At 42.2% G+C, this 26117-nt stretch carries 24 protein-coding genes; 13 read left to right on the top strand and 11 right to left on the bottom strand.

Annotation, left to right across the window (positions count from 1 at the left end; genetic code table 11):
* The first annotated feature begins 201 nt into the window (after positions 1-201).
* Positions 202-834 (top strand): hypothetical protein, encoded by a 633-nt coding sequence (locus HCR01_RS20110; RefSeq protein WP_193197869.1) that lies wholly within the window; start codon positions 202-204, stop codon positions 832-834.
* A gap of 526 nt (positions 835-1360) precedes the next feature.
* Positions 1361-2014 (top strand): PEP-CTERM sorting domain-containing protein, encoded by a 654-nt coding sequence (locus HCR01_RS20105; protein WP_193197868.1) that lies wholly within the window; start codon positions 1361-1363, stop codon positions 2012-2014.
* A 435-nt stretch (positions 2015-2449) separates the two neighbouring features.
* On the opposite strand, the gene HCR01_RS20100 is transcribed toward HCR01_RS20105, so the two are convergent.
* Entirely contained in the window at positions 2450-2698 is a 249-nt protein-coding gene (locus HCR01_RS20100; protein ID WP_162396943.1) for a DUF6761 family protein, read from the bottom strand.
* A 555-nt stretch (positions 2699-3253) separates the two neighbouring features.
* Here HCR01_RS20100 and HCR01_RS20095 point away from each other — a divergent pair.
* A complete protein-coding gene (locus tag HCR01_RS20095; protein ID WP_193197867.1) occupies positions 3254-4030 on the top strand; it encodes a response regulator transcription factor in 777 nt (258 codons plus the stop codon).
* Positions 4031-4178: 148 nt separating this feature from the next.
* Here HCR01_RS20095 and HCR01_RS20090 read toward each other — a convergent pair whose 3' ends face one another.
* The 4 genes from HCR01_RS20090 to HCR01_RS20075 all read right to left on the bottom strand — a co-directional run bounded on the left by HCR01_RS20090 (position 4179) and on the right by HCR01_RS20075 (position 7031).
* Entirely contained in the window at positions 4179-4958 is a 780-nt protein-coding gene (locus HCR01_RS20090; RefSeq protein WP_193197866.1) for an ATP-binding cassette domain-containing protein, read from the bottom strand.
* A gap of 65 nt (positions 4959-5023) precedes the next feature.
* Positions 5024-5590 (bottom strand): hypothetical protein, encoded by a 567-nt coding sequence (locus HCR01_RS20085; protein WP_193197865.1) that lies wholly within the window; start codon positions 5588-5590, stop codon positions 5024-5026.
* Between the two features lie 155 nt (positions 5591-5745).
* Entirely contained in the window at positions 5746-6207 is a 462-nt protein-coding gene (locus tag HCR01_RS20080) for a DUF4079 domain-containing protein (protein ID WP_193197864.1), read from the bottom strand.
* Positions 6208-6638: 431 nt separating this feature from the next.
* Positions 6639-7031: a DUF1830 domain-containing protein gene (locus HCR01_RS20075; protein WP_193197863.1), complete on the bottom strand. Its 393-nt coding sequence runs from the start codon at positions 7029-7031 to the stop codon at positions 6639-6641.
* Between the two features lie 604 nt (positions 7032-7635).
* Between HCR01_RS20075 and HCR01_RS20070 the strand changes: the two genes are divergently transcribed.
* The 3 genes from HCR01_RS20070 (at position 7636) to HCR01_RS20060 (ending at position 11326) form a co-directional block, all read left to right on the top strand.
* Positions 7636-9207: a photosystem II high light acclimation radical SAM protein gene (locus tag HCR01_RS20070; RefSeq protein ID WP_193197862.1), complete on the top strand. Its 1572-nt coding sequence runs from the start codon at positions 7636-7638 to the stop codon at positions 9205-9207.
* An 86-nt stretch (positions 9208-9293) separates the two neighbouring features.
* Positions 9294-10691, top strand: a complete 1398-nt coding sequence (locus HCR01_RS20065) for a DICT sensory domain-containing protein (protein ID WP_193197861.1) — start codon at positions 9294-9296, stop codon at positions 10689-10691.
* Positions 10688-11326, top strand: coding sequence for a pentapeptide repeat-containing protein (locus HCR01_RS20060; protein ID WP_193197860.1), 639 nt, complete (start codon positions 10688-10690; stop codon positions 11324-11326). Before HCR01_RS20065 ends, HCR01_RS20060 begins: the two co-directional genes overlap by 4 nt.
* A gap of 47 nt (positions 11327-11373) precedes the next feature.
* On the opposite strand, the gene HCR01_RS20055 is transcribed toward HCR01_RS20060, so the two are convergent.
* A complete protein-coding gene (locus HCR01_RS20055; RefSeq protein WP_193197859.1) occupies positions 11374-12213 on the bottom strand; it encodes a CPBP family intramembrane glutamic endopeptidase in 840 nt (279 codons plus the stop codon).
* A gap of 64 nt (positions 12214-12277) precedes the next feature.
* A complete protein-coding gene (gene clpS / locus HCR01_RS20050; protein ID WP_162396933.1) occupies positions 12278-12559 on the bottom strand; it encodes an ATP-dependent Clp protease adapter ClpS in 282 nt (93 codons plus the stop codon).
* Positions 12560-12858: 299 nt separating this feature from the next.
* Between clpS and HCR01_RS20045 the strand changes: the two genes are divergently transcribed.
* A complete protein-coding gene (locus HCR01_RS20045) occupies positions 12859-13212 on the top strand; it encodes a hypothetical protein (RefSeq protein ID WP_193197913.1) in 354 nt (117 codons plus the stop codon).
* A 508-nt stretch (positions 13213-13720) separates the two neighbouring features.
* Here the strand turns inward: HCR01_RS20045 and HCR01_RS20040 are convergent.
* Positions 13721-13918 (bottom strand): hypothetical protein, encoded by a 198-nt coding sequence (locus HCR01_RS20040; RefSeq protein WP_162396932.1) that lies wholly within the window; start codon positions 13916-13918, stop codon positions 13721-13723.
* A gap of 468 nt (positions 13919-14386) precedes the next feature.
* On the opposite strand from HCR01_RS20040, the gene HCR01_RS20035 reads away from it, so the two are divergent.
* The 4 genes from HCR01_RS20035 (at position 14387) to HCR01_RS20020 (ending at position 21398) form a co-directional block, all read left to right on the top strand.
* Positions 14387-14722 carry an STAS domain-containing protein gene (locus HCR01_RS20035; protein ID WP_193197858.1) on the top strand — a complete coding sequence of 112 codons (336 nt, stop codon included), beginning with the start codon at positions 14387-14389 and terminating at the stop codon, positions 14720-14722.
* A 325-nt stretch (positions 14723-15047) separates the two neighbouring features.
* Entirely contained in the window at positions 15048-17768 is a 2721-nt protein-coding gene (locus tag HCR01_RS20030) for a TIGR03960 family B12-binding radical SAM protein (protein ID WP_193197857.1), read from the top strand.
* Between the two features lie 804 nt (positions 17769-18572).
* Positions 18573-20711, top strand: a complete 2139-nt coding sequence (locus HCR01_RS20025; protein ID WP_193197856.1) for an Rne/Rng family ribonuclease — start codon at positions 18573-18575, stop codon at positions 20709-20711.
* Positions 20712-20720: 9 nt separating this feature from the next.
* Positions 20721-21398, top strand: coding sequence for a ribonuclease HII (locus HCR01_RS20020; protein ID WP_193197855.1), 678 nt, complete (start codon positions 20721-20723; stop codon positions 21396-21398).
* A gap of 4 nt (positions 21399-21402) precedes the next feature.
* On the opposite strand, the gene HCR01_RS20015 is transcribed toward HCR01_RS20020, so the two are convergent.
* Entirely contained in the window at positions 21403-21990 is a 588-nt protein-coding gene (locus HCR01_RS20015; protein WP_193197854.1) for a DUF1997 domain-containing protein, read from the bottom strand.
* A 202-nt stretch (positions 21991-22192) separates the two neighbouring features.
* Here HCR01_RS20015 and HCR01_RS20010 point away from each other — a divergent pair, with 202 nt between their 5' ends.
* Positions 22193-23908 carry a glycosyltransferase family 39 protein gene (locus HCR01_RS20010; RefSeq protein WP_193197853.1) on the top strand — a complete coding sequence of 572 codons (1716 nt, stop codon included), beginning with the start codon at positions 22193-22195 and terminating at the stop codon, positions 23906-23908.
* Between the two features lie 94 nt (positions 23909-24002).
* Positions 24003-24881, top strand: coding sequence for a prephenate dehydratase (gene pheA / locus HCR01_RS20005; protein WP_193197852.1), 879 nt, complete (start codon positions 24003-24005; stop codon positions 24879-24881).
* 7 nt (positions 24882-24888) lie between these two features.
* On the opposite strand, the gene HCR01_RS20000 is transcribed toward pheA, so the two are convergent.
* Together HCR01_RS20000 and rpsJ are read right to left on the bottom strand one after the other, a co-directional pair.
* Complete coding sequence (locus tag HCR01_RS20000) at positions 24889-25536, bottom strand: LON peptidase substrate-binding domain-containing protein (RefSeq protein WP_193197851.1); 648 nt, start codon at positions 25534-25536, stop codon at positions 24889-24891.
* Positions 25537-25754: 218 nt separating this feature from the next.
* Positions 25755-26072 carry a 30S ribosomal protein S10 gene (gene rpsJ, locus HCR01_RS19995; RefSeq protein WP_008232935.1) on the bottom strand — a complete coding sequence of 106 codons (318 nt, stop codon included), beginning with the start codon at positions 26070-26072 and terminating at the stop codon, positions 25755-25757.
* Positions 26073-26117: the final 45 nt, after the last annotated feature.

Raw genomic sequence — 26117 nt, 5'->3', positions numbered from 1 at the left:
ATATCAATATACCATCGGTAAAAACATTTAAAATATTGCTTGTGAATCTAGTAAAAGCATTGATATAGATAGCTTTTAGTGATTTTCTTCAAAAAATGTTTAAAAACAGCAATGTATTTACTTTATAAAGAATACACTTAGAGGTTGCTTTTTCTTTATGGCTACTGGCAGTATTTAACTGGAAAAATACTTTTGCTACCAATGTTAAGTAAACTTTCCTGGAAAAAAATATCTCAGACTACAGCTACAACAGTATTCGGTATTGCTATGCTTGCTGCTGTAGGAACTGCCAAAGCTAATGCTGCACAATTGAACACATTCAATATCTCTGGAACTTTTGATTTTCAAGTGGGCGGCGATCCTGAATTACCAAAATGGAGTTCTTTTGATGGAACTTACACAGTCAATGTGGATCAACTGTCTAATCCTGATGGTGTGGGTTTGGAAAATTGGGATGTGAACATACGATACTCTAATGGCTCTATACAACCTGTATTTACCTCAGACGATTTTCCTGCAAGCGTTGCTAGAGCAGGTACAGAAAGTTTAAATTTCTTTCTAGGAAATTATACAAGCTTTACTCTATTCGTTGATTCCACAAAAACAAATACAGGAACCCCGGTAGACTATCCTGATTTGGGAGTACCCATTTATGGATATTTCGAGAGCTATGATCAACAAGGTTATGTCACTTCTGTTTACAACGAACTTGTTAGCAGCAGATTCGTTCCCAGCGAACCTGTTCCTGAATCCTTCACCCTTGGTGGTACAGTAGTTGCTAGTGCTATGGGTTGGTGGCTGAGACGTAAGCGTAAAGCTTCTCAAGCAGTGTAGTTTTGTTCTAGTAAACACCTTAAGGATTTTCAATATCCTATATATGTCAATGCTATTACTTAAAAAATAATGGCATTGTCTATGTAAGAAGCTAAAAAATGAATAATACGCAAGTATTAAGTTAGGCTAAGCTTACTACTTGTGTACTTTGTGGAAACAATGTATACAAAAGTCTGCGATCGCAACATTAACCAACATCTCGCTTGAAGCCGACGTTAAAACAATCTAAAAGGCTCATCAAACTTCATATAAATTTTTATTTTTATATTTTTATTTATAAATTAATTAAACCTAATCAAGCCAGCAGTAATTATAAAATTTATCCTATTATTTTGTCATTAAAAATATTTATGATTTTACTAAAAAATTTAGTATAAAATCTTGATATAGCTGTTTTTGCAAATATATTCTTCAACAATTACCTGCAAAACAACAATATAATTCTTTCATAAAGAACACCTTTTTTTATTGCCTTTTGCTGTAGATACTGACAGTATTTATCTTGAAAAAGTACTTTTGTGATCTAATGTTAACCAAACAATTATGGCGCAATTTATCTCACGCTACTGCCACCGCAGCATTAAGTGTTACTATGCTTAGTGCTTTGGAAACTTCCCCTGTTAGAGCTGTTCAACTAAGAACATTCAATGTTTCTGGCAAATTTGTTTCTCAAGCTTCACCAGAGGCAACAGGATTGCCTGTAAATCTAGCTAATGGTTCTTTTGATGGAATATACGTATTGGATTTAGATCAAACGCGAGAAGATCTTGCAATTCCCTTGCTTGTTAATAAATGGAATATAAATTTACGTAATTCTTCCAATACTATTTTAGAGACTTTATCTAATTCTGTGCCTAACTCTACCGCTTGGTGGGGGCCACTCTATGATCAAATTGATTATTCTTTCTCACAAGAAGGAATTACCTTTGCTTTAACATATTTATTGACTATAGGATTTCCTAATGGAGAGAGAGAACTTGTACAAACAGACCAGTTTGCAGTACTCAACTACTCTGGAGAAGACGGCTCTGGAAGCATTGCTGCTCAAACGCAAAGCTTTTACCCATACCCATATCCCGATGCAGTTCCCGAACCTTTTACCCTTGGTGGTACAGTAATTGCTGGTGCTATAGGTTTGTACCTAAAACGTAAAAAGCGAAAAAGTTCCCAATCAATTTAGTTTTGTTTTTGTACACTGTTCTAAAATGTTCTAAAACCATTTCTCTATGAAGATGCACTAAATCTGACCTCCCTCTAGTCCCTTTAATTGGGAGGAACGGCAATAGTCGGGGGTAAATAAAGTGTATCTTTACAAAGAATTGGCATAACTCATAAAAATATTGCAATGCCATTAACCAAAAAGTGATGGCATTATTTTATGTACAGACAAGAATAGCCTTGGCATTAGTGCAAGTGCATATTAGCCGTGACGCCCTAACATTTAGATCAAAAATCCCCTCAGTCAACTTGGCAAGACCAAGATGTGGCTGAGGGAAAGCGTTTTATCAATACAACTCCAAAATTTCACACCATTAAGTCCATTGCTTATTACAGATAATATGTTACAATTGTCTGCGATAATCTACGGTTAATATGAACTACAGAAGCAAGGGCATTAGTAGTAATCAGGTTGTGGCTGTGGTTGCGGCACTGCAAAATTTGAGCCATCGTACAAGTAGCGGCTTGCTTCCTCTTCGAGACGATGAATCAGAAAAGGTTCAATAGCGTTACCGTGTCGCAGTGCGGCTAGATATCCATCCAAATACATCCGCATGTCATCCGTGCGATAACCGCGATTCCATAACTCGGCGAAGGCGTCAGTGAGTCTTTGGTAATAGCGGATAGTTTGTGTGTCTTGGAGCATAACTGCTGTATTAATCTCTTTGGAATGAGAATTGTAAATGATTCACGCCAAAATGTGAAGTCTTACTTTCAGTTTGGCATTAACTCAAAGTTAATAAATCTACTTTGGGCAATACCCCCAGCAGCTACAATCTAACTAGATCCTATTCCAGAAAAACTCGGAATATGATTATTTAGTAAGCTATTTTTATGATTTTCTCTGTTGACAGCGAGATTAGATTGGCAAGGGCGGGGATCAATCTTGGTTAAGATAGAATCCGATTTTACCATAATGCTGAAAAATGGTTTTGGTAATCGTAAGGTAGTTCGATTACAGTTTTTCTGGACATTACAACCTGCTATTTGACACGCTATTTAGCCAAAAGAACTTTTGATAAGTCTAACAAAAATTTAAGAATATTACTATTCGGCTCTCGGCAAGGCACAAATTAAAGATATTGCTACTCTTCTTAGGAGGAAATGTAAAGATAATAGCAGTTGAAGTAACAAAGGCTACAAAACCTTGGGCATGGGCTTGTTACTTTGAAAGTCATCGACGCTAAGGGGTCTTGCCGCCGTGGGTTCGGTTTGTATTGAAATCGTTGAGGGAAATCCCCATCTGAGGTCGTTGCTGGGTTGGCACTTGCAACAACTGGAATACCGCGTGCATCAAGCCGCCAGTATTTATCAAGCAAGGGAAGTATTTTTAAGCCATCAACCAACATTGGTTATTCTAGATGCTGATCTGCCTGATGGCGATGGAATTGAGTTTTGTCGTTGGTTGCATCGCCAGCAGCAGCCTCTCATTCTCATGCTATCTGCTCGTAGTAATGAAGCTGATATCGTCGCAGGTTTAAAGGCAGGTGCAGATGACTACTTGAGCAAACCTTTTGGAATGCAAGAGTTTCTGGCAAGGGTAGAGGCATTAATTCGCCGTAAGCGCACACCCACTGCACCAGCTTATTTGGATTATGGCACTTTGCAAATCGATCTAGTACAGCGCCGCGTGCGCTTCCAAGGGGAATTTATCGACTTAACGCCCCAAGAATTCAGTTTGCTATATGTTTTGGCGCAAGCTGGGGGTTTACCTTTGAGTAGGTCGGAATTGCTGCGTCGTGCGTGGCCTGACGCCATCGACAACCCGCGTACTATTGATACTCATGTTTTATCGCTGCGGAAAAAGGTTGAACTTGATCCCCGTCAACCCAGTTTGATTCAAACTATCCGCAATGTAGGATACCGTTTTAACATGGAAATTTTGAATGCTAATGTTTCACAATCACAAACAAAGTTAGCTAAAGAAAAATTTAGCAATCAACGTTCAACACTTAGTGGTCAATTAACACAGTCCTGAGTCATGAGTCATGATTTTTAAGTTAGTAAGTTATTAATTTTGAGAGAAGTCTGTAGCAAAATCCTGTAGGGTGGGTCGGTTTCATTAATCAAAACCTCGGTAATTTTTAACTCCTCACTTTTGAGTTTTCACACTCACTCAGCACTATTTAACTCCATTCCTCAGCTGCTTGAGCTTCTGCTTGCATCAACCTTTCTCGTAAGTTAATCCAATTTATTTCAGAGGCACTTTGATTTGCCAATAAATGACCTTGTTTTAGGTATAGTAACCGTGTACAAAACATCTGGGCTAGGTCTAGTTGGTGGTTTACTATCAAGATCGTAGTTTGATAAGTTTGACTTAGCTGGATTAAAACTTGCATCACATGAGAAGCTGTACCAGCATCTAGGGCAGAGGTTGGCTCATCTAGTAATAAGATTTTTGGTTGGGTGACTAAAGCACGAGCGATCGCTACTAGCTGTCGCTCTCCAGCGGAAAGTTGTAGCTCAGTCCTACTTAACCATTCACTGGGAATGTGTAATTTTTCTATCCAGTCACTAACTCGTTGCTGAATTGTCTGTTTGGGCAAACCACGCAAAACCAAGGGATAAGCCAAGGCTTGCTGAACCGTCATGCCTAATAGCTTTGACTCTTGTAGTACAAGTGTCACCTCTTGGCGTAACTGGATAACAGGGATTTGGCGATATTCCTGATTTTCCAGATACATTTTACCGCTAGTAGGTTCTATCAGGCGGTTGAGGAGGCGTAATAACGAAGTTTTACCAGCACCAGATGAACCTACAATAACCAAGCGTTCCCCTGGAAACACCTCCAACGAAATATTCTGCAATATTGGGTATCCCTGTTGATTGCCTGGAAGTTGGGTTTTTAGTTTCGCAAACAGATTAACTTGCTCTAACCTGAGTGTGGTTGCTGTCACATTATCCAAGTTCAATGGAGGATTGGGGGCTAGGGATTGGGAACTGGGGAATTACCAATACCCCGTGTCTAATTCTACGTTAATTGTCGAGTGGCTAAGGCTGTGGCGATCGCCCAGCCATCGACTAATAGTAGCAGCAGAGTGAATCCCAGTAAAATCAGGTACATCCACGGCTGTGCTAAAGGGCGAACGTCAGTAGTATCAATGCCTGTCTTTGCTTGGACAATTTGTACCAAACGAGCAAATCCAGCTACACGCATCGGTAGTAGGTAAGCTTTTTCCTCCTGACTGAGGAAATAATAAACTAGTCCACCCTGTCCAGTAGTGCGAGGCTTTAACTCTTTCACCTGCGACCAAGGTAAGATCCAACCTTTACGAAAGAAGCGAGGAACCCAAGCGGGGTATGTAACTTGAATTCCCTGGTCATCTACTATTACTCGTTCAGTCAATAGGGCATATAGGGCTATTAAACCGATGCTAATCCCTACCCACAATAATGCTGGTGATACAGGTGCAGCCGTTACCTGCGATAAGAAAGGCAATGGTACTGTGAGTGCTACATATAGACTCAACAGTGTAATGCGAATCAACGGAGACAGACGAAAAATGGAAGCTGAGGTATTGGCTGAGTTTGCTGTCACGGCTCAATTACGATTATTGGCTTTAAGTTCATACTAACTGGGAACCTAGCAAGTATTCAGGCAAACAAACACGAATACCTGTTGATGCTTTTGTTTTCTCTATGCCAGTAGAGCTTCCAGAGAAACACTTTGTTGAAATTGTCCTAACGATTTAATTAGGGTAAGTACTTTTGCACTACACTCCAACCAGTCAGAGACACCCAGGCGAATCCCATAAACAGGATAATATTCACGCCAACGTGTAAAGGTCTGGCCCAAGCTCGACTAGCATGAATTTGCGTAGAACTAAAAGCAGACAGTAAAACTAACACTACTACTATCAGCCCAGCTACCAAGTGTGACGAGTGTCCCAAGGAACCAAAATGTCCCAAAGTGCCAACAATGCCAATTACCAGCAGTAGCAGTACTAAACTTACCATGCTGATACCGATTATCTGATGGAGCGATCGCACTCCCCTATTTCCGCTCATAAATGGGTTAATAAAAGGGAATTGTCGCAAAGTTCTCGCCCGAAACATCAAAACGCCGGTGACAGCTAACATCAAATATGCCAGCAGAGACAACCCCATCGACCAAGCCGCTATTTTCCACAACCAAATAAAAGAAGGCAGATTCATTAGCTAGTAGGCTATAAAGCAATACGGTTCAGTTAAGAATAATTGTAGGTTGGGTTGAACGCAGTGAAACCCAACAAAGGCCTGCAAACGTTGGGTTTCGTTCCTCAACCCAACCTACATAATTTAATTTTTTGGGCTTAACTGAACTGTATTGGGCTATAAAGAAGCATATTTTTTCGTGAGGATAGTCAACAGTCAACAGTCCAAAGTTAGAGTAAGCTGTTACATTTTGAAGTTGCACATTAACTCTTTAGGTTGTCATTAGTCATTTGTGTTTATAAAGGACTAATGACTAATAACGATCTTGACGAAAAGATACAACATTAAGCAAGTTAGCTTATTTAATTACTCTTGACTCTTGACCAATAAACAAAAAGGGCTACTGAATTCAGCAACCCTCAAATTGAGCAAACTTGAGCAAAATTTTTTTCTTAATCAACAGATGCGAAACCAGCGACTTGTAAAGGTTTTATAGTATCTCCGGTTTTTGTATTAATTTGCACTATTTGTCTGGTATTAAGAGAGTCTTTTTCTTCTGACGAGTTTGTATCAAATTCATAACTGCTTGGTTCGTTGAGCATCAAGCGATCGCAAGGAATCTTATCGGATAAAATTGCACTTGCCATCATACCCGTATGAATCTCCATTTGAGCCTTCCGTGGAGCTTCAAACACGAGGCGTTGTCCAGGAAAAACGACCCGTTCAAAGTACCAGTTGGGAATATTAGAGATGCGAGCCACTTGTATTTTGCTCGTGGCATTAACGTAGCAGCAGAGAATTTTCGCTGATTGCTCAGGTGGTAGAGGATCTAATATTTGAGCCATAACTGCTGAGGAGCTTTACGCCACAATTTTACATTACACTAGCCCAGCCTAGCATCTGCTGATCCCCGGTTGCTGTAACTCCGAATACCAACTGAATCTTTAGAGATTATTTCTATCTAAAGAAATATCTATAAGTTATGAAATTTTTGTAAATATCTGTTGCTTTTTGAAAATTATACACTATGTGTAAAAGTTTTTAATATTTTTTCCCTAGCAAAAAAATTGAACTTGTCTAAAGAGATAATTAGGGTATGGGTATAACGACGATTCCCTTGCTTCTTGCCTAAATAGCAAGTAAGTTTTTCTGTTTCATCTGTCCCAGGACTAATAAGCTTCAATCATCGCTTAATGAATAAGCTCAATGTTATCGTAAAGCTATATGAAAAATATCTTCATAAAGCCTGTCGCTAAATGTCATGCATTTGGCACAACAATTTTATTGATTCTGACAATTGGCAACGCAAAGTTTTTACATATCAAAAATCGGCTTAGATGTCAAGCAAGATTCTGATAGCTATAGAGTAGCCAAAACAAACACACGCTTTAAAACTGGATTTTCTCTAACTTTCCCCGAAATTTTGGCAAGATTGAAGCTAAAACACCCATGATGGAAAATCGAATTCTCTACGTTCGCCTTCCCTGTAACCCCATCTTTCCTATTGGGGTTATCTATCTTAGCGATCACGTCCACAAGCAATTTCCCAACATCGAACAGCGTATCTTTGATTTGGGAACAGTACCACCTTTAGATTATGCTGCCGCTTTGGATCGCTGTGTTGATGAATTCAAACCGACACTGCTAGTCTTTTCTTGGCGAGATATCCAAATATATGCCCCAGTCGGGGGACGCGGTGGCAATCCCCTGCAAAACGCCTTTGAATTTTACTACGCTAAGAATCCTCTATTGAAACTACGCGGGGGATTGGGCGGTTTGCGAATCTTCATCGCTTACTATGTAGAATTGTGGCGCAACCTGGGATTAATCAAACGCGGTTTAAAACGCGCTCAGAAATATAATTCTAATGCCCGTGTAGTTGTTGGCGGTGGTGCAGTCAGTGTATTTTACGAACAGTTGGGTAAAAGCTTACCCAAGGGGACAATTATTTCTGTGGGTGAAGGGGAAACCCTATTGGAAAAACTTTTAAGTGGTAGGGAGTTTCACGATGAACGTTGTTACGTAGTCGGAGAAGCTCAACCACGGAAACGGCTAATTCACGAACAACCCACCCCACTAGAGAAAACTGCCTGTAACTACGACTATATTGAAAGCATCTGGCCCGAATTTAACTACTACCTGCAAGAACAAGACTTCTACATTGGGGTTCAAACTAAGCGTGGTTGCCCCCATAACTGCTGTTATTGCGTCTACACCGTAGTTGAAGGCAAACAAGTACGCATCAACCCAGCCGATGAAGTTGTTGCCGAGATGCGGCAATTATATGATCGCGGCATTCGCAATTTCTGGTTTACCGATGCCCAATTCATCCCAGCGCGGAAATTTATCGATGATGCTGTAGAACTCTTGCAAAAAATCGTCGATTCTGGTATGACAGATATCCACTGGGCAGCATACATCAGAGCCGACAACTTAACACCAGAGTTGTGTGAGTTGATGGCAAAAACCGGGATGAACTACTTTGAAATCGGTATTACCAGTGGTTCTCAAGAACTCGTGCGGAAAATGCGGATGGGGTACAACCTGCGAAACGTTTTGCAAAACTGCCGTGATTTAAAAGCAGCTGGATTTAACGACTTAGTTTCCGTCAACTACTCCTTTAATGTGATTGACGAACGTCCTGAAACTATTCGCCAAACTATCGCCTACCACCGCGAACTAGAACGGATTTTTGGCGCGGATAAAGTCGAACCTGCCATCTTTTTCATTGGACTGCAACCCCATACCCATTTAGAAGAATATGCCTTCAAAGAGGGTATTCTTAAACCAGGGTATGATCCAATGAGCTTAATGCCTTGGACAGCCAAAAAACTCCTTTGGAACCCTGAACCTCTTGGTTCATTCTTCGGCGAAGTCTGCTTGCAAGCTTGGCAACAAAACCCCAACGACTTCGGACGTGAAGTCATGAAAATCTTAGAAGAAAAACTGGGTTGCGCCGACTTAGAAGCAGCACTTTCTGCACCAATGGAGACGAAAGAAAAACAGTTAGTAACTATTTAATAGAAGACGCACAATCAAATCAGCCAAAATTCCGTCTCCTTATTCTCCACTCCCCGACTATTCTGCGATTATTTTCACCAAATCCCATGTTAGAAGGTTCAATCCTACAACAGCTGGAAACAGCCCATCGTCAAAGTACCAGACCAGTTCGATTCGGGGTGTACTACAAAAATACCCTAGTCTCCCTTTGCCATGCCCTAGAAGACCACATCTTAGCCGACGAAGGTACACCTTTAGTCATTACAGCCTTCCAACAGGGTAAATGGTATCTGCAAGAAGCCCAACGATATGCAGACATCGCCCAACGCAGTCGCGAAATTGCCATCATGGCTGCTCCTGACACTGGTTTTGCTGAACATCCCACAAGTCAATTATCCAATGTAGACTTAGTAGAATTAGATCCAGTCGATCCAGTATCGCAAGAATGGCACTTGATTATTCTGTCGCCAAAGTACACAGCTATGGTAATTTGTCAAGAGTTATCAGAGGAAGATTATGGGAACGCTGGAGTACCCACATCAGACTTAGAGCGCAAATTCTACGGCTTGTGGACATTTGAGCCAGAGTTAGTCCAAGAGACAGTAGAAATAGCGATCGCCCACATTAGACAATACAACTCAGAATTAGCGAAAAAACTGACAGTACATAAAGAAGCTGTCGTACCGTCGATTGCCAAATCCCAGAATTTGGGTGCAGTTGTCTCCCGTGTAGTAGATTACCTCCAGACTGGACAGGATAATTTATCCATCCCCACAGCACTTCGGCAACAAGCGCTTGATCGCAACTTGGTTTCTAACGAAATCCAAGCATTTTTGCGGATGGCGCAACTGATGGATATGGCAGATGTCAATAATCCAATGGCAGCGGCGGAAGTAGTTATACTTGCTGAGGCAATGGGGCAGCTTTTAGATCTTCCCGCATGGCAAATTAAGAGATTGCGGCTAGCGAGTTTGCTGCATCGCATAGATCCACTACAAAAAGCTGAAAGCGTTCTTACTGACGGGATATCCACACGTTACCAAGAAGATGCCCCCAGTTCTCCTTTAACTTGTCCCTTAGTACCAGGAGCGCAAGTACTACGAACAATGCCACGATTGCGGGCAGTTGCTCAAATTATTACTCACCAAACCGAATGGTGGAATGGTACAGGAGAACCAGCGGGTTTAGCTGGGGATGAAATTCCCCTAGAGTCGAGAATATTAGCATTATTGGCAGACTTTCAGTGGCGAGTCAATCAGCAAAAATCGTCAAATCAAAGTCGCCAAGAAATATTTTCTCAAGCTTTGGATGAGTGCAGGCAGCAACAATCCACGCGTTTTGACCCTAAACTTGTAGATACCCTAGCTTTGTTAGTCATGGGTTTACAACAGGGACTTAACTTACCTATGATGACACCCAAAGTCAGCGCCGGGATCTGGATACTTGATTCCCGATGGGATAGCCACAGCAAGACTAGTGAGGAAATTGGTAGTTACCCCAAATGAATATTGAAGCCATTAGATTAGGAAAACTTAAACAGCTACCAGGGGCAAATTTAGAAGACGAGGAACTCTCTCAACTCGATTTAAGCCGCATTAATCTTGCTGGCGCTACCCTTGTCGGCACTAATTTCACTGCTTCTAAATTTGAAGGTGGGCATTTGGAAGGAGCGAATTTGATGGGGGCAAACCTCCAAGAAACCGATTTGCGGGCGAACCTAATGGGAGCAAACTTGATGCAAGCAGATTTAACGGGGGCTGACTTGCGCGGTAGTAATTTGCGCGGTGCTAACTTGATGGGAGCGAGACTTAGTGATGTGTCGTTGGCGGGTGCTTTCTTAAGTGGTGCTAATTTGATGAACGTGAACTTACAAGGTGTTGACTTGCGGGGTGCTGACTTGCGAGGCGCAAACCTAACTGGGGCGAATCTCAAAGGTGCAGACTTGAGTCGCACCGATTTGCAAGGGGCGTTATTGAGTAATGCAAATCTCGAAGAAGCTGACTTGCGGGGGGCGAATTTGGCAGGGGCGAATTTGGCAGGGGCGAATTTGCTTTGTGCGGAATTAGAAAGTGCGAATTTGAATGGTGTGAATTTGGATAAGGCGTGTTTGGTAGGTACAGTGATTGAGACGCTTGGGTAAGGATGGTTATTATTAAAATTTTCGCAAGTTTTCAAATATAATCACTGTCAATTCAGCAACACTGATTTTTTAACTGCTCTCCCCTGTATCCAAAAAGCCAGTACACTCATCAACAGCACCCCCATTAATCCTTGTAGGGGGTTATTATTCACACCAGTCACCCAATCAGGAACTTTACCAGAATGTTTAGTTAATTCTCCAACATTAATAACATAGTACCCCCAAACTAAACCACTATGTAGACCGATTGGTAAACCCAAGCGTCCACGACGCCAGCGCTTTCCCCATACCTGCGTTAACCCTAGCACTACTAAAGCGGGAAATTGCGGCAGTGTATTAATAATTGCCTCTAGCGGTTTGATAAAGTGTAATGCAGCAAACGCAATGGCATCTGTCCATAGTGCTACGCGCGGGCTATAGTCTTGCTGTAACTCATTTAACAACCAGCCTCGGAATAATAATTCCTCAGCAAACCCGATACCCAAACCGACAATTAAACCTTCTAAAATCACTTTTAGCAAGAAAACTTTCGGTTGTTGCCATATCAGCCAACCCCAGAAACCTTGTAGCCCAAAGAGTATCAGAATGTTAATTAACCCCATAGCCAAGCCACGTAGCAAATCTACACCATTTTGCCGCGTGAATTCTAAGCCATAATGTTGCAGCATTTGCGGCTGCTCGTAGACATATTTACCCCATAGCTTGAGGAGAACAATAAACTCTACATATAGCAATACCATAGTCAAAATACTTACTAAGTTAGAATCACGTACTAGTAAGTAAATCGGTGCAGCAAAGGGCAACCATAGCAGCAATAAAATCGCAATAAAACAACCCAGCCTAATGGGGGCAGGGCTTTGGGCTAAACGAACAAAGTTTATTTTCATACAAAGTAAGTCAATAATCACTAGTCAAAACTCCAGATTTCGACAAATGACGAATGACTAATGACTATTCATCAGGTTCAATTGTGCTACTTAAACCATGACTTTTCAATGTTTCGCAATAGAACTCAGCATGTTCTTGAGCGCAAGTAATAACCAAAGCTAACCCGTTTGTATGGGCTTCCATCATGATGCTAACAGCTTGGGGCTGGGTGAGGCTCGGCACAGTGGTTATTAGTGCCTGTACCACGTACTCCATAGAGTTGTGGTCGTCGTTATGAAGCAAAACGCGATACCGAGGCGCGAGCTTGCGGGATGTGGAACGCTTCTCAATGGTTTCAACTGACACGGCTCTTTGCTCTTTTCTCGTTGATTCACTACAACAAAGTCTCTGTCGAGCGATCGCTTAACAGTTATTTACTTATTCTATAGTATTTCTGTCTAGATACTATGCCAGCAAAATCTTTTCATGCCAGGAGCGATTATGGCAGTATTTCGTAGGTACTTATGAGACTTATATTATATTTAAGGCTGCCCTAAGAGTCCTATCCTAAATGTTTTAGGGTTTTCATCTAAGCATAGCGCATTGTGGCTCTTAAAATGAAGGAAGCGACAAACAATCCTTGCCACTGGCTAAACTGCGTAATGATGGACATGAGCCTAGACTTTCAACCGGGACAAATTGTGGCTTTAGAGCATGGCGACAGAAATCTGTATGCAGAAGTCATTCAAGTTGTAGTTTCCCGCCAGTTGTGTTGGGTGCGTCCTTTGCTGCTTGTCACTTTCATCGAAGAATCATCTGTAATTACCGACTTACGAGATGCATCGGACTTACTTTGGCATATTAATTTATTTCGACCAGCTGTAGACACAGAAGTAATTACCTTGTTGAGTCAGGTTTTAGCAAAGGAATCAAAAACTGAACCGGATTTAGCTGCTAAGCAGCAACTCAATGAGTTTATTTACCAACTTTGGCAAGCATACCAAAATAGGGATGAGTAACCGAACTTCAGAACGCCGGATGCCGACGCTCAGAGTTCTCGCTGAGAAATGAGTACTGTTAGCTTTCGTCTCTACGATAGGCTGCGCTAATGGGGCGTTTAGCCCGTGCTGAGTAATGAGTGAGTGCTCAGCTGCACCATAACCGATGCTTTCAATTACGAGAAGCTATATTTGTCAAGTAGCAAGGATACAAATTAGCCCTTTCAAGGTGTGATTTTGTATTTTTCTTAGTGTCTTAGTGGTTCAAAAATTTACTTTTGAACCACTAAGACACCAAAGTGAAAAGCCCAAAGATCGGTCATTTTTTTTGGTATTTCTATCCACCTTGCAAGAGTTAGATTTAAATAGTTCACCTTGTAGATAAAGTACAAGTGATGATATCGGGCTTGTTATATACACTGTTTGTACTAAAAATTGTTTTACCTATTTTAAAATTTGAGTGCTTTAGTCTTTCTCAAATGAACTTGATATTATGAAAAAAGCATTAATAACAAATTAATTAGGATTACTATCCCAAGTTAGGAACCAACTGAATACGACCCGCATCCATCTCTGCCATTAATAATTCCAGAGCTTCGTAGTCAACGTCAGATATATAACCCAATTCCGTCAGTTCTGAGTTAATTTCATTTTCTATTTCTGGAGTTAATTTTTTAATGTCAAGAGCTTTTTCTACTAATCGACGAATAGCGTACTTAGTTCTCATAAATCATAAACCAACTGTATATGATACTAAATTATCCAAGATAAAGTTAGGTATAAATTGTGATCTTAAACCTTGCTTTTTGTGATCTATATCACAATTTAATTAGATAGATAATTGTGTGCAACCCCATAATATGCCATTAGTAATCATGAAAGTGAAAGTATTTAACCTACTACTGAGCCTTGGCTAAATCGGCTTTAGTTATATACCAAGCAAGCTTTATCAGCATCGTTACGGATGACTTGTTTGGTCTACGGCTGTCTATGTTGATTGTTTTTGAACTGAGATAAAAAAAAAGTATATATAAATACATTTTACTATGCATTTATGACAATCTTTAAACAGAGATGCTAAAGCAATAAAGATTCAGCAAAGAGACTTAAGACGTATGGTCGATGCAACAAAAAAGAGTTTATGTTCAAATAAACCTCAGCTTGACGCTTCAATAACTCTTAATAGGATGTAATTATGCAAGCAGTACTTAAATATCCCAAGATTGCAGTTATTCGTCCCCAAGGCTGCCTGAATGCTGCGAACGCTTTAGAATTTGAACGAGATCTGACCACAGCATTAGCACAAGATAATATGTCAATTTTGGTAGTGGATCTAGCAGCAGTAGAATCTTTAGACAGTGCAGGCTTGATGGCATTGGTGTCTGCACTCAAGCTGGCTGGGTCTTTAGGAAAGAGTTTCCGGCTCTGCTCTGTTTCTCCAGCCATTAAAATTATTTTTGAAATGACACAACTCGATAGAGTTTTTGAGATATGGAAAAGCGAAGCTGAATTGGCACAGAGAATTTTATAAACGGTTCTCTAGTGAGAGGTTGGAGTAGAGGGTTTCACTGTAGACACACGGTTTGTCATCAGACATCTGAACTTCAAAGAGGGTTCCCTTTCCTCCACTGGCGACTGCTTTAGCGCCAGATTTCCCTAGATACAGCGGTTTTACCGATTATAAAGTTCAGTTACATAACTTTATGTCACCAGAGCAATGCTGGAGCAAAGCTTGGGTTGAGAGCATGGTTTATGTAAAGGAATTGTAAGTTGCAATATTCAAGTTTGTAGAAAACCCAATCAATGCTAAGGTTAAGAATGAGTAGCTGTAATTAAGGTAGCTAGAAGATAGCACAGTGGCTGTTGCAGTTGAACAATTAATAACATCGGATATTTTAAAACCAGCGCGTTACCTAGGTAATGAGCGCCTAGCAGTACGCAAGCCTTGGGATACGTCAGCAATACGTTGGGTTTTAACCTACCCAGAAGTGTATGAAGTTGGTGCGTCCAATTTAGGGCACATCATCCTCTATAACGTCTTGAATGCCCAGCCGCGCCAACTATGTGATCGCGCTTATCTCCCAGGCCCAGACCTGGCAGCCAAACTACGCCAAACCAATACACCCTTGTTTGCGGTAGAGTCAAAGCGATCGCTTACAGAATTCGATATTCTAGGCTTTAGCCTCAGTTACGAACTGGGAGCAACCAATATTCTAGAAATGTTGGATTTGGCTGGAATTCCCTTGACGTGGCGTGAAAGGCAGGAAGACAAAAAAAGAGGGGTAGGCGAAGCAGGGGAAGAATCTCCTGATTCTCAGTCCCCATTTCCGTTAATTTTTGCAGGAGGACAAACAGCAACATCAAATCCTGAACCGTACGCTGATTTCTTCGACTTTTTTGCTCTCGGTGATGGGGAAGAATTGTTACCAGAAATTGGCTTGGTCTTGGAAGAAGGCAAAAAAGCTGGATTGAACCGAGAAAAACTACTACTGGATTTGGCACAGATACCAGGTGTATATGTTCCCCAATTTTACAGCATGGCAAAGGATGGCTCAGTTCATCCCAATCGCCCAAATGTTCCAAAACGAATTCTGCGACGGGTTGCGACTCCAATACCAGCTTACTCTATTGGGTTAGTTCCCTACGTAGAGACGGTACATGACCGTTTAACAATTGAAATTCGGCGTGGTTGTACTCGTGGCTGTCGCTTTTGTCAACCAGGAATGCTTACGCGACCGGCGCGGGATGTAGAACCAGATCAAGTAGTAGAAGCAATTGAACAGGGAATGCGATCTACTGGTTACAATGAGTTCTCCCTACTATCCCTGAGTTGTTCTGATTATTTATCCCTGCCAGCAGTGGGGATGGAAATTAAAAATAGATTAAAAAATGAAAATATTTCTCTGTCTTTACCCAGCCAACGGGTAGATAGATTTGATGAAAATATTGCCAATATCCTGGGTGGTACGCGGCAAGGTGGATTGACTTTTGCTCCCGAAGCTGGAACCCAGCGGATGCGGGACATAGTTAATAAGGGTTTGACGAATGAAGAACTGTTGCGGGGGGTGAAAACCGCTTGCGAGAAAGGCTGGGATAAAATCAAGTTGTATTTCATGATTGGCTTGCCGGGTGAAACGGATGCCGATATTTTAGGGATTGCAGAAACAGTAAGCTGGTTACAAAGAGAATGTTGGGTTAAAAATAGAAAACGGCTCAACTTTAACTTGACGATTTCTAACTTTACGCCCAAGCCGCATACGCCGTTTCAGTGGCACTCTGTTTCTACAGCTGAATTTAAACGTAAGCAAAACCTGCTGCGGCAAGAATTTCGCCGGATGAAGGGAGTGAAGGTAAATTTCACCGATGTTCGCATATCGGCAATGGAGGACTTCATTGGACGAGGCGATCGCACGCTTGCAAAAGTACTACGCCGCGCCTGGGAATTGGGTGCGGGTATGGATTCCTGGTATGACAACGTAGATCAAGCGTTCACAGCTTGGGGGTCAGCGATCGCACAAGCTGGTTTAGACTGGAAATACCGTCAAGTGGAAAACGGTGAATGGAATTTGTTTTATTCAGAGGAATACAGAAGTACAGAAGCAGAGGAAATTACCCAAGAACCTGATCATAACTTAGCACTCAGTATTCCTCTGCCTTGGGAACACATTGATACGGGTATTGACAAAAAATGGCTCAGAGAAGACTTACAACGTGCTTTAGCATCTGCAACTGTTCCTGATTGCTCGTTTGAAGGTTGTTCACACTGTGGCGTGTGCGGCACTGACTTCGGACACAATGTCGTCATCAACCCGCCTGCTATCCCAGAATTCTCTGGTGATTTTGTCCCCAATACTACCAAGGCACAACGACTACGCGTTTGGTTTGGCAAACAAGGTGATATGGCTTTGGTGAGTCACCTGGATTTGATGCGCCTGTTTGACCGAGTAATGCGGCGAGCAAGTTTACCAGTTGCTTTCACGGGTGGGTTTCATCCAAATCCGCGAATTTCTCTAGCAACTGCTTTGGCACTGGGAGCTACTAGTAGTGGTGAGATTGTGGATTTTGAGTTAACTGTGCCAGTGGAAGTTGATACTTTTTGGGAAAAACTAGCTAGCGAACTACCCACAGACATACCAATATATCATGTAGAACAGCTAGATTTAAAAGCTAGTGCAGCTACCCAACTGCTAGAAGCAGCAGAGTATTTGATTACCGTAGTAGCAGATAAAGAAACAACACCTGCACAATGGCAAGACTGGATTGATACAATTAAAGCCAAAGAGGAGCTTTGGTACGAGCAAACGACTAAATCAGGCAAGAGCCAGTTAATAAATCTGCGCGATCGCTTATTTGAACTAGAACTAGTCGAAACCTACCAAAGTATTGCAGAGTCCATATGTGTTATGCGTTATGTGGGTAGTTATCGCCAAAATGGTGTGCTGTTGCGTCCCGAACAAATCCTGTCTATGCTGGAAATAGTGGCCAGTGAAATTCAGAGCCTTGACTTGGGAGCCTCGAACTTCGCAGAATTTCAACTCTTACATATCCATCGCAATCGGCTAATTTTAAGGGTATAATCCCTGAAGGGCAACTTGCTAGTAGTTGTCTTGATAGGGCATATCATGAGAATTGATTTTTAGCAAGGTTGCGTTAGAATGGGATGAAGAGAAATTTCTGGCGCTGCATTGAATCAACTGGTTCACTACCCTCGTAATTAGGGGGCGAAAGCAAAGATATTTAGAGTGCAACTTCTAGGATTTTATCCCAGACAAACTGAGGCAGATTAAAGAACACTCTCTGTATAGCTAACTTGTGAATCAGTAACTAACAGCAGGCTCCGTCGGCAACTATTTCTCTATGCTTTTAAAACAACTGCTGAATGCCTAATCTACAGTAGTGCTGAGTACTAAGGATCCAGCCGTGTACGAGGGTTACCTCCGTTGAGCGGACTGGTGTTGCTGAGTGTAACCCTAAAGATAACTACAGGGAATAGAAAACAGAAATAGTTTCTTTTTCTTAAGAACTCAGTCGGTTGCTTTCAAATCAAGCGTCCTGACTCAAAAGCTCACTCAGCAAAAACTCTGAGCGGCGGCTTCCGCTCCTCAGAAGTTCGAGGACTTAGAACTTTCAACTCAGGACTTCCTTTGGTGAAGGTATTGCATCAAAAATCAACCACGGACGGTTGATTTAATTACTTAAACAATATGCAGCCGTTCTGGATTAATCAGGCGTGTAAACGCAATTACAGCATCAACAGCTCTTTGACTTTGAGCCGAGATTCGCAATTTTTATTACCAGTAGCGCTTTTGGGGCTGGCAGGGGCGAAAGGCGTAACAAACCTCCAGAGCTACATTGGCGCTGCCAATTTTTGAGGAAATTGAATGCCAAAACAAATTATTATCGCGGAGCAGCATCAAATTGCTGCCGTCTTTTCTGAAGACCAAATACAAGAACTTGTTGTTGCCACAGGTCATCACCAAATAGGTGATATCTACTTAGGTGTTGTGGAAAATGTATTACCTGGGATAGATGCTGCTTTTGTTAATATCGGAGATCCAGAGCGCAACGGTTTTATTCATGTAACTGACTTGGGCCCATTGAAGCTAAAGCGTACTGCTGCGGCAATTACAGAATTATTAGCACCACAGCAAAAAGTTTTGGTGCAAGTGATGAAAGAGCCAACAGGGACAAAAGGGCCGCGGCTTACTGGTAACATCACCTTGCCCGGACGTTACGTAGTACTGATGCCCTACGGCAGAGGTGTAAATTTATCCCGGCGGATTAAGAGTGAAAGCGAGCGCAACCGCTTACGGGCACTGGCGATTTTGATCAAGCCTGCGGGGATGGGTTTGCTTGTGCGTACAGAAGCAGAAGGCAAACCCGAAGAAGCAATTATGGAAGACTTGGAAGTGCTACAAAAGCAATGGGAGTCTATCCAGCAAGAAGCGCACTCTACCCGTCCCCCAGCGCTACTCAACCGAGACGATGACTTTATCCAGCGTGTATTGCGAGATATGTACGGCGCCGATGTGAATCGGATTGTAGTGGATTCCAGTACTGGCTTGAAGCGGGTGAAGCAGTATTTGCAGAACTGGAGCGGAGGTCAAACACCGCAAGGATTGTTGATAGACCATCACCGCGATCGCTCTCCAATTTTAGAGTACTTCCGCATCAGCGCTGCGATTCGAGAAGCCTTGAAACCTAGAGTAGACCTACCTTCTGGAGGCTACATCATCATTGAACCGACTGAGGCATTAACAGTAATTGATGTCAACTCTGGTTCTTTCACGCGATCGGCAACAGCCAGAGAAACAGTTCTGTGGACAAACTGCGAAGCTGCAACAGAAATTGCTCGCCAGTTGCGTTTGCGGAATATTGCGGGGGTAATCGTCGTAGATTTCATTGATATGGAATCGCGCCGTGACCAACTGCAAGTTCTAGAACACTTTAATAAAGCACTCAAAGCAGACAAAGCTCGTCCCCAGATTGCTCAACTAACTGAGCTAGGTTTGGTAGAACTGACCCGCAAGCGTCAGGGTCAAAATATTTACGAATTGTTTGGTGAAACTTGCCCCACTTGTGGCGGTTTGGGGCATACTGTGCGTTTGCCTGGAGAAGGCGAAAACCGAATGCCAACACCAGTAGAAATACCAGAACGTTTTGTATCGCCACCTCATAGAGAACCACGTCAGCCAGTTGCCCGCCTCACGGAACCACGAGAAACCTACGATGGGTTTGGGGAAGCATTCGATGCTGACTCTGAATTGGGTGCTCTGAATCTGATTAATCATCCTAGCTATCAAGAACTAGGCGATAACAACAAACGTCGTACCCGTACCCGCCGTCATCGGATTGGTATTAATGGGGTAAATGGAAAAGATGAAACGCGGGTTGTTGCTAATCCACTGTCTTTTGTTAACGAGCCAGACTTAGACCTTGATGCTGATGAAGAATTAGGAGTAACATCTGAGATACCCGCACCTAGCCTTGGTAAACCCGGTTGGAGTGAAAGAACAGAACGGACTAAAGTTACAGTTACCAAGGCAGAACCAGTTAAACCAGTTGTAGAACCGCCAGAGATTGTTTCTGTGGAAATGACACGAGACGAACAAGATGTCTTTGCCTTGATGGGAGTCTCTCCATTGGTGCGTTTGAATCGGGAGGTTAAAAATCCTAAATCTGTAATTATTAACGTTACCCTTCCTGGACAACTTTCAACTACACCAACAGAATCAACCTTAGACTCAACTGTTGCTCAAAGAGCAACTTCTGAAGTAAGCGCACCGATCCTACCTACACCACGAGTTGAGTTAGAACAGAAATCCTTGCCACAAGAGACAATCACAATAGAGGAATCAGGTTTTACCGCGAACCCTTCGGGACGCTTTTCTGCCAGAGGCTCCGCCACCAACGCAAACGCAGATGAAAGTGAAGCTAATAGCGCCTCTACTGCTAACCGTCGCCGTCGTCGTCGTTCTTCTGCGTTAGATGAAGGCACATCCACCCTTGATGAAAGCTAACGTTACTCTATGGTAAAAACAGAGCAAACTGCCGCTGCTGTTTGTGCGTCAGCACCCTTGAGCGAATCAAATTGGCTGGAGTTTTCCACCTTGTCAGGTATTCAAGGGTTGCTTGCAGGCGTGGATGAAGTAGGGCGAGGATCTCTATTTGGGCCTGTAGTTGCGGCAGCAGTGATATTACCAGATCATGCTTTGCCAGAACTGATGGCAGCTGGAATTAAAGACAGTAAAAAGTTGTCTAGTTCTCGTAGAACTGAGTTGGCGCAGCAAATTTGTGGACTAGCCATAGATTGGAAAATCGGCTTTGCTTCAACTGCTGAAATTGACCAAATGAATATTTTGCAGGCAACACTGCTAGCAATGAAGCGGGCTGTGCTAAAGCTGAAGGTACAGCCTGTACTCTGCTTAATTGATGGCAATCAGTCAGTGAAAAACTTGCTAATACCGCAACAAACAATAGTCAAAGGGGACGAGCGATCGCTCACTATTGCTTCTGCTAGCATTGTTGCTAAAGTTTGGCGCGACGATTTGGTGCTGCGCCTAGCAGCAAAATACCCCATGTACGATTTAGCGCGTAACAAAGGTTATGGCAGCCAGCGGCATTTGCTGGCTCTGCAACAATACGGTTCTTCACCCCTGCATCGCAAGTCTTTTCGTCCTTGCCAAATTAAAATCCTGAGTAATTAAATAACTACTCAGGATTCAGTATTGGCAATTCAGTACTGTCATCGTCAAGCCCTTTATCTTTAGTTTGTGATATCACCCAGTGGCGATAATCAGCTAGAAGTTGATGTAGCAAACGTTGCTTAACTGTCAACAGCACACTCTTGAGCAAACCATTACCGGTTGCCTCTAAAATCGGCTTGGGAGTGAAGGAAAATGGCGGTGGCAGATCAACCTGCACTTCTAAATCGGCTCTCCCTTGTAGGCGAGTTCCAGTGCTTAGTTCTTTGGGAGATAAATATCCTTTTAGGTTTAGAGCAAAGCGCTGATTAATATACTCGACACCAATAATTTCACAACCTAACGATCGCAAATAAATTATTCCATTTGATTTTGCCCACACCCTCATGTCTACGGTGGGTTGAATACTTAATGACATAAAAGTCATAGGACGCATTTTCAAGCGAAATACTTCCTCGGAAAGCTGCTGAATACGACTGTTATCAACTAAAGCTCTAACCAGACGTGGAGGCTGACGCAAGTAGTGCTGAATAGGAATAGGCTGCTGTGGAACAGCAATTTCCACCGATTGAGAAGCAATAAACTTGGTAGCCATGAGTTGAAGGAAGTAATTGTTTGATACTTCTATTATTAATTAATTTATTATGTTTATTTTTTTAATTCAATCAAAGAAATATTTATCAAGACTGATTTTTTTTAAAGCTATATTTGCTTATAGTTATCCTTCATTATTTAGACAGTTTGAGAAATTATGATTACTCTCTTGAGAGAGATAAACTTAAGTCTACATAGCATTAATGAAAAACCGCTATCACTTACTGCTACTGCTGCTATGGTTATCTATTGGTACTGGTCTACGCTTTTTGCGTCTAGCATCTCTACCACCTTGGACTGATGAGTGTGCAACGCTAGTTTTTAGCTTAGGCAATAGTTTCCACACTGTACCACTCAATCAGGTCATCAGTTCAGATGTTCTGTTGCAACCACTGCAACCTATCCCCACGGCTGGAATTAGTGCAGTTATTAGGCATCTGTTTGATGAGAGTAATCATCCGCCGATCTACTTTGCGGTGGCACATTTTTGGATGAAAATGTTTTCTCCCACAGGGGAACTCGTCTCAATTTGGGTAGCGCGATCGCTCAGTGCTTTGTTTGGGGTTGCATCGATTCCTGCCATATTTGGCTTTGGCTATTTAGCTTTTCGCTCCAGGTTGGTAGGTCAAATGGCAGCAGCGATGATGGCAGTCTCACCATACACTGTTTTCCTGGCTAGAGAAGCACGACATTATACTTTAGCGATTTTGCTAGTAATTGCTTCTCTGTGTTGCTTTGTCAAAGCAATTCAGACCATCGATCAGCGGCAATCTCTATCTATATGGATAGTTTTAGCCTGGGTAGCTGTGAACAGTTTAGGGGTAGCAACTCACTTTTTTTTCACCTTGACTCTTTGTGTTCAAGGCTTTGTATTGCTGGGGCAAATTTGGCTAAAAATGCAGCAGAATAACCCGATGCAACTTAATTGGTGGCGTATTTCGATAGTTGCTATGGGTACTCTCATCGGATGCTTGGTCTGGGTTCCTACCCTGCAAAATATTTCTGGTAGTGATCTGACAAACTGGGTTGCAGGTAGCAATGCTCAGGTTAGATGGATAGAACCAATCGGGAGACTACTGCTTTGGATTATCAGTATGCTGTTGCTGTTACCTTCTGCACTCACAAACTTACCCCTGGCGATTGTAGTTGTTTCCGGTATGGTAACTTTGCTGTTTTTGTTTTGGAGCCTGCCTAATCTCACTTATGGGTTGAAAACCCAGCAGCAATACCCTGATACCCATCTAGCTATTCAAATTTTGATTGGGTATATCCTTGGAGCGATCGCCTTGTGCTTATGTTTCACATACGGCTTAGGAATGGACTTAACTTTAGCTGCCCGGTTCCAATTTTTCTATGCCCCGGCAGTAATTTTACTTTTGGGTGCTGCATTGGCAGGCTGTTGGAACCGAGTAAAAAATTTAAACCACCACAAGCAGAGATTCTGGCTGCTGGTGAATGGAAAAGTTGCGGTGAGCATAATTTGGCTGATGGCAGTGTTTGGGGGAGCGACAGCAACCTGGAATCTGGGCTACCTGCAAAATCAACGCCCTGATGTCCTTGCCTCTATCATCCAAAAAGCCTCTCAAGGTAATGTGTTGATTGCTACAACTCACTTGCACCACGGGCAAACTGGCAGAATGATGGGGTTAGCTTGGGAATTCCAACATCAACCAATCCAAAATTTGCAGTTTTACCTGGCTGGCAAAGATCCACAGACTAAAACTTATACTTACGCCCTGCAAACATTTCAGGAAAAACTCATTGAAATCCCACGACCTCTAGACCTGTGGTTAGTTGAATTCCGTACTCAAGTCGATCTAGAATCTCAGCGCTGTGTCCCTGATCACCAATATGGGAAATCTGCTGGCGAATACAATTATAAACTTTATCACTGCGCTACTCAAAAGAGCAGAACGTAGTTCCATGAAATAATCAAACTAATATTCTCGGTTGATAAAAGCTAGCCTTGTATGCGATATAGTCTATAAATTTAACAGATAACTAATAAACACCATGACTATATCTATTGCTCATTTAGGGCCTCCTGGTACTTACGCAGAACAAGCAGCTATTTTTTATGTCAATTGGTTAGTCAAAAGGACAGGAATTGAAGCTATCTTATGCCCTTATCCCAGTATTGCTCAGTCCCTCCAAGCCGTTGCCTCTGGACAAACTCAGTTGGCCGTTGTACCAGTAGAAAATTCTATTGAAGGCAGTGTAACTATGACAATGGATACGCTGTGGCAGTTGGACAGTCTGCGTATTCAGTTGGCTTTGGTTATGCCCATCGCTCATGCATTAATTTCCTGCGCGACTAGCTTGGATAGTATTAAAACTGTTTATTCTCATCCGCAAGCTTTAGCACAATGTCAGGGATGGTTAGAGATGTTTCTCCCAACTGTGCAGTTGATTCCTACTAATTCCACAACTGAGCCGCTACAGCACTTGGAAAATGATAGAACGGTAGGGGCGATCGCATCTAGCAGAGCTGCTCAGCTCTACAATCTGCCAATACTTGCCAATAGTATTAACGACTATCCAGAAAACTGTACTCGCTTTTGGGTGGTAAGTCAGGGTGAAGTAGACGCTAATTACCGTATGTCTTCAATAAGTCCTAGTCACACATCGCTGGCTTTCAGTACGCCTGCTAATGTACCCGGAGCTCTACTTAAACCCCTACAAGTATTTGCTCAATTGGGGATTAACCTCAGCCGGATTGAATCTCGTCCAACGAAGCGATCGCTAGGGGAATATTTATTTTTCGTTGATCTCGAAACAGATGCCACCTCAGCACAGATTAAATCTGCTCTAGCAGATTTATCCGTTTATACAGAAATTTTGAAAATCTTTGGCGCTTACAATGTTTTAAAAATCAGTAGAGACTTAATATAACTTGTCTCTATTTCTGATTAAAGGTTTCTTTGAGTACAGCGCGAGCGGCCAAATGATTACGAGTAGAAGTTAAAATTTCTGCTTCCCGTTCTAGACGAGCCACAGTATCCTGCATTTCTAGCAATGACTGCTGCTCTGGGGCAACACCATAGAGATTGCTCGCTACCCAATAAGATAACTCTGTTGGTAAATCGGGCAAATCTTCTGGTAGCTCAATGTTTTGTTCGGTTAATTTGGCTGATAGACGCACGACATCTCGTAGCAGTTGTTCTACTTCGGAAGACAAAGGTCGCAAATCCTTGACAGGTGGATGGTCCTCAATCCACTCTACTAAGCCAACGCGGTAAGGTTTTTCACGAACATATTCTAATACACGAAATCTTTGTTGCCCCAAAGTCAACACTTTCATGCGATCATCTGGCAATCGTTGATGATGAATTATTTCCGCACAGCAGCCAACATTTGCAATCCCACCTTTAGCTGGATCAACCATTAAGACCCCGAACCTTCGATCACTCTCCAAAATCGTGTTCATCATGATTCGGTAGCGAAATTCAAAGATGTGCAGGGGTAATGGTCTAGTGGGAAATAGAACTACTTCAGGTAACGGGAACAGAGGTAGTTCACGAACTGCAATTTTAGAAGAGGATGTCATTGTTATCTCAGTATAAACTTAATCTTTAAAATTTATTTTTCTCTGCTTTTCCCGTACTTTGTTTATATTCTAACATTTGTTTAGTAGCTAAATAAAAGCCCTGAGATATATTTCTTCAGGGCCAGATAAATATTCATACTAATGTCATTTTTACTACCAGCGGGAAGCTGCTAAGGCGTCTATGTCATTGGTCATTTGCCGGAGTACTAATGACTAATTTAAAGTTTTACTTCTATATCCACACCTGATGGTAGATCCAGTTTCATCAAGGCATCAATAGTTTTAGAAGAAGGCTGATAAATGTCAATAATCCGACGATGAGTACGGGTTTCAAAGTGTTCTCGTGAATCCTTATCTACGTGAGGCGATCGCAGCACACAATAGATCCGCCGTTTTGTTGGTAAAGGAATTGGGCCTATGGCTGTAGCATTAGTACGGTTAGCTGTGTCTACAATCTTCTCGCAAGATGTATCCAATAAGCGTCGGTCAAAAGCCTGTAAACGAATTCTAATCTTCTGCTGCTGTAGAGTTGCCATCTTTAATTGTCCAGGTTCTGAGTAATAGGGGAATGTGAACTGGAG

The organism is Nostoc sp. MG11, assembly GCF_014904695.1.
Lineage (GTDB): Bacteria > Cyanobacteriota > Cyanobacteriia > Cyanobacteriales > Nostocaceae > Komarekiella.
This window is presented reverse-complemented; position numbering and strand designations above follow the sequence as displayed.

Bases quoted from the DNA above. Each gene is read 5' to 3' on its own strand.
- HCR01_RS20045 (WP_193197913.1), top strand. From the start codon at position 12,859: ATGGACATGAGCCTAGACTTTCAACCGGGACAAATTGTGGCTTTAGAG.
- HCR01_RS20105 (WP_193197868.1), top strand. From the start codon at position 1,361: ATGTTAACCAAACAATTATGGCGCAATTTATCTCACGCTACTGCCACC.
- HCR01_RS20070 (WP_193197862.1), top strand. From the start codon at position 7,636: ATGATGGAAAATCGAATTCTCTACGTTCGCCTTCCCTGTAACCCCATC.
- HCR01_RS20080 (WP_193197864.1), bottom strand. From the start codon at position 6,207: ATGAATCTGCCTTCTTTTATTTGGTTGTGGAAAATAGCGGCTTGGTCG.
- HCR01_RS20100 (WP_162396943.1), bottom strand. From the start codon at position 2,698: ATGCTCCAAGACACACAAACTATCCGCTATTACCAAAGACTCACTGAC.
- HCR01_RS20020 (WP_193197855.1), top strand. From the start codon at position 20,721: ATGGTAAAAACAGAGCAAACTGCCGCTGCTGTTTGTGCGTCAGCACCC.
- HCR01_RS20065 (WP_193197861.1), top strand. From the start codon at position 9,294: ATGTTAGAAGGTTCAATCCTACAACAGCTGGAAACAGCCCATCGTCAA.
- HCR01_RS20035 (WP_193197858.1), top strand. From the start codon at position 14,387: ATGCAAGCAGTACTTAAATATCCCAAGATTGCAGTTATTCGTCCCCAA.
- HCR01_RS20110 (WP_193197869.1), top strand. From the start codon at position 202: ATGTTAAGTAAACTTTCCTGGAAAAAAATATCTCAGACTACAGCTACA.
- HCR01_RS20060 (WP_193197860.1), top strand. From the start codon at position 10,688: ATGAATATTGAAGCCATTAGATTAGGAAAACTTAAACAGCTACCAGGG.
- HCR01_RS20025 (WP_193197856.1), top strand. From the start codon at position 18,573: ATGCCAAAACAAATTATTATCGCGGAGCAGCATCAAATTGCTGCCGTC.
- HCR01_RS20010 (WP_193197853.1), top strand. From the start codon at position 22,193: ATGAAAAACCGCTATCACTTACTGCTACTGCTGCTATGGTTATCTATT.
- HCR01_RS20075 (WP_193197863.1), bottom strand. From the start codon at position 7,031: ATGGCTCAAATATTAGATCCTCTACCACCTGAGCAATCAGCGAAAATT.
- pheA (WP_193197852.1), top strand. From the start codon at position 24,003: ATGACTATATCTATTGCTCATTTAGGGCCTCCTGGTACTTACGCAGAA.
- HCR01_RS20055 (WP_193197859.1), bottom strand. From the start codon at position 12,213: ATGAAAATAAACTTTGTTCGTTTAGCCCAAAGCCCTGCCCCCATTAGG.
- rpsJ (WP_008232935.1), bottom strand. From the start codon at position 26,072: ATGGCAACTCTACAGCAGCAGAAGATTAGAATTCGTTTACAGGCTTTT.
- HCR01_RS20000 (WP_193197851.1), bottom strand. From the start codon at position 25,536: ATGACATCCTCTTCTAAAATTGCAGTTCGTGAACTACCTCTGTTCCCG.
- HCR01_RS20015 (WP_193197854.1), bottom strand. From the start codon at position 21,990: ATGGCTACCAAGTTTATTGCTTCTCAATCGGTGGAAATTGCTGTTCCA.
- HCR01_RS20040 (WP_162396932.1), bottom strand. From the start codon at position 13,918: ATGAGAACTAAGTACGCTATTCGTCGATTAGTAGAAAAAGCTCTTGAC.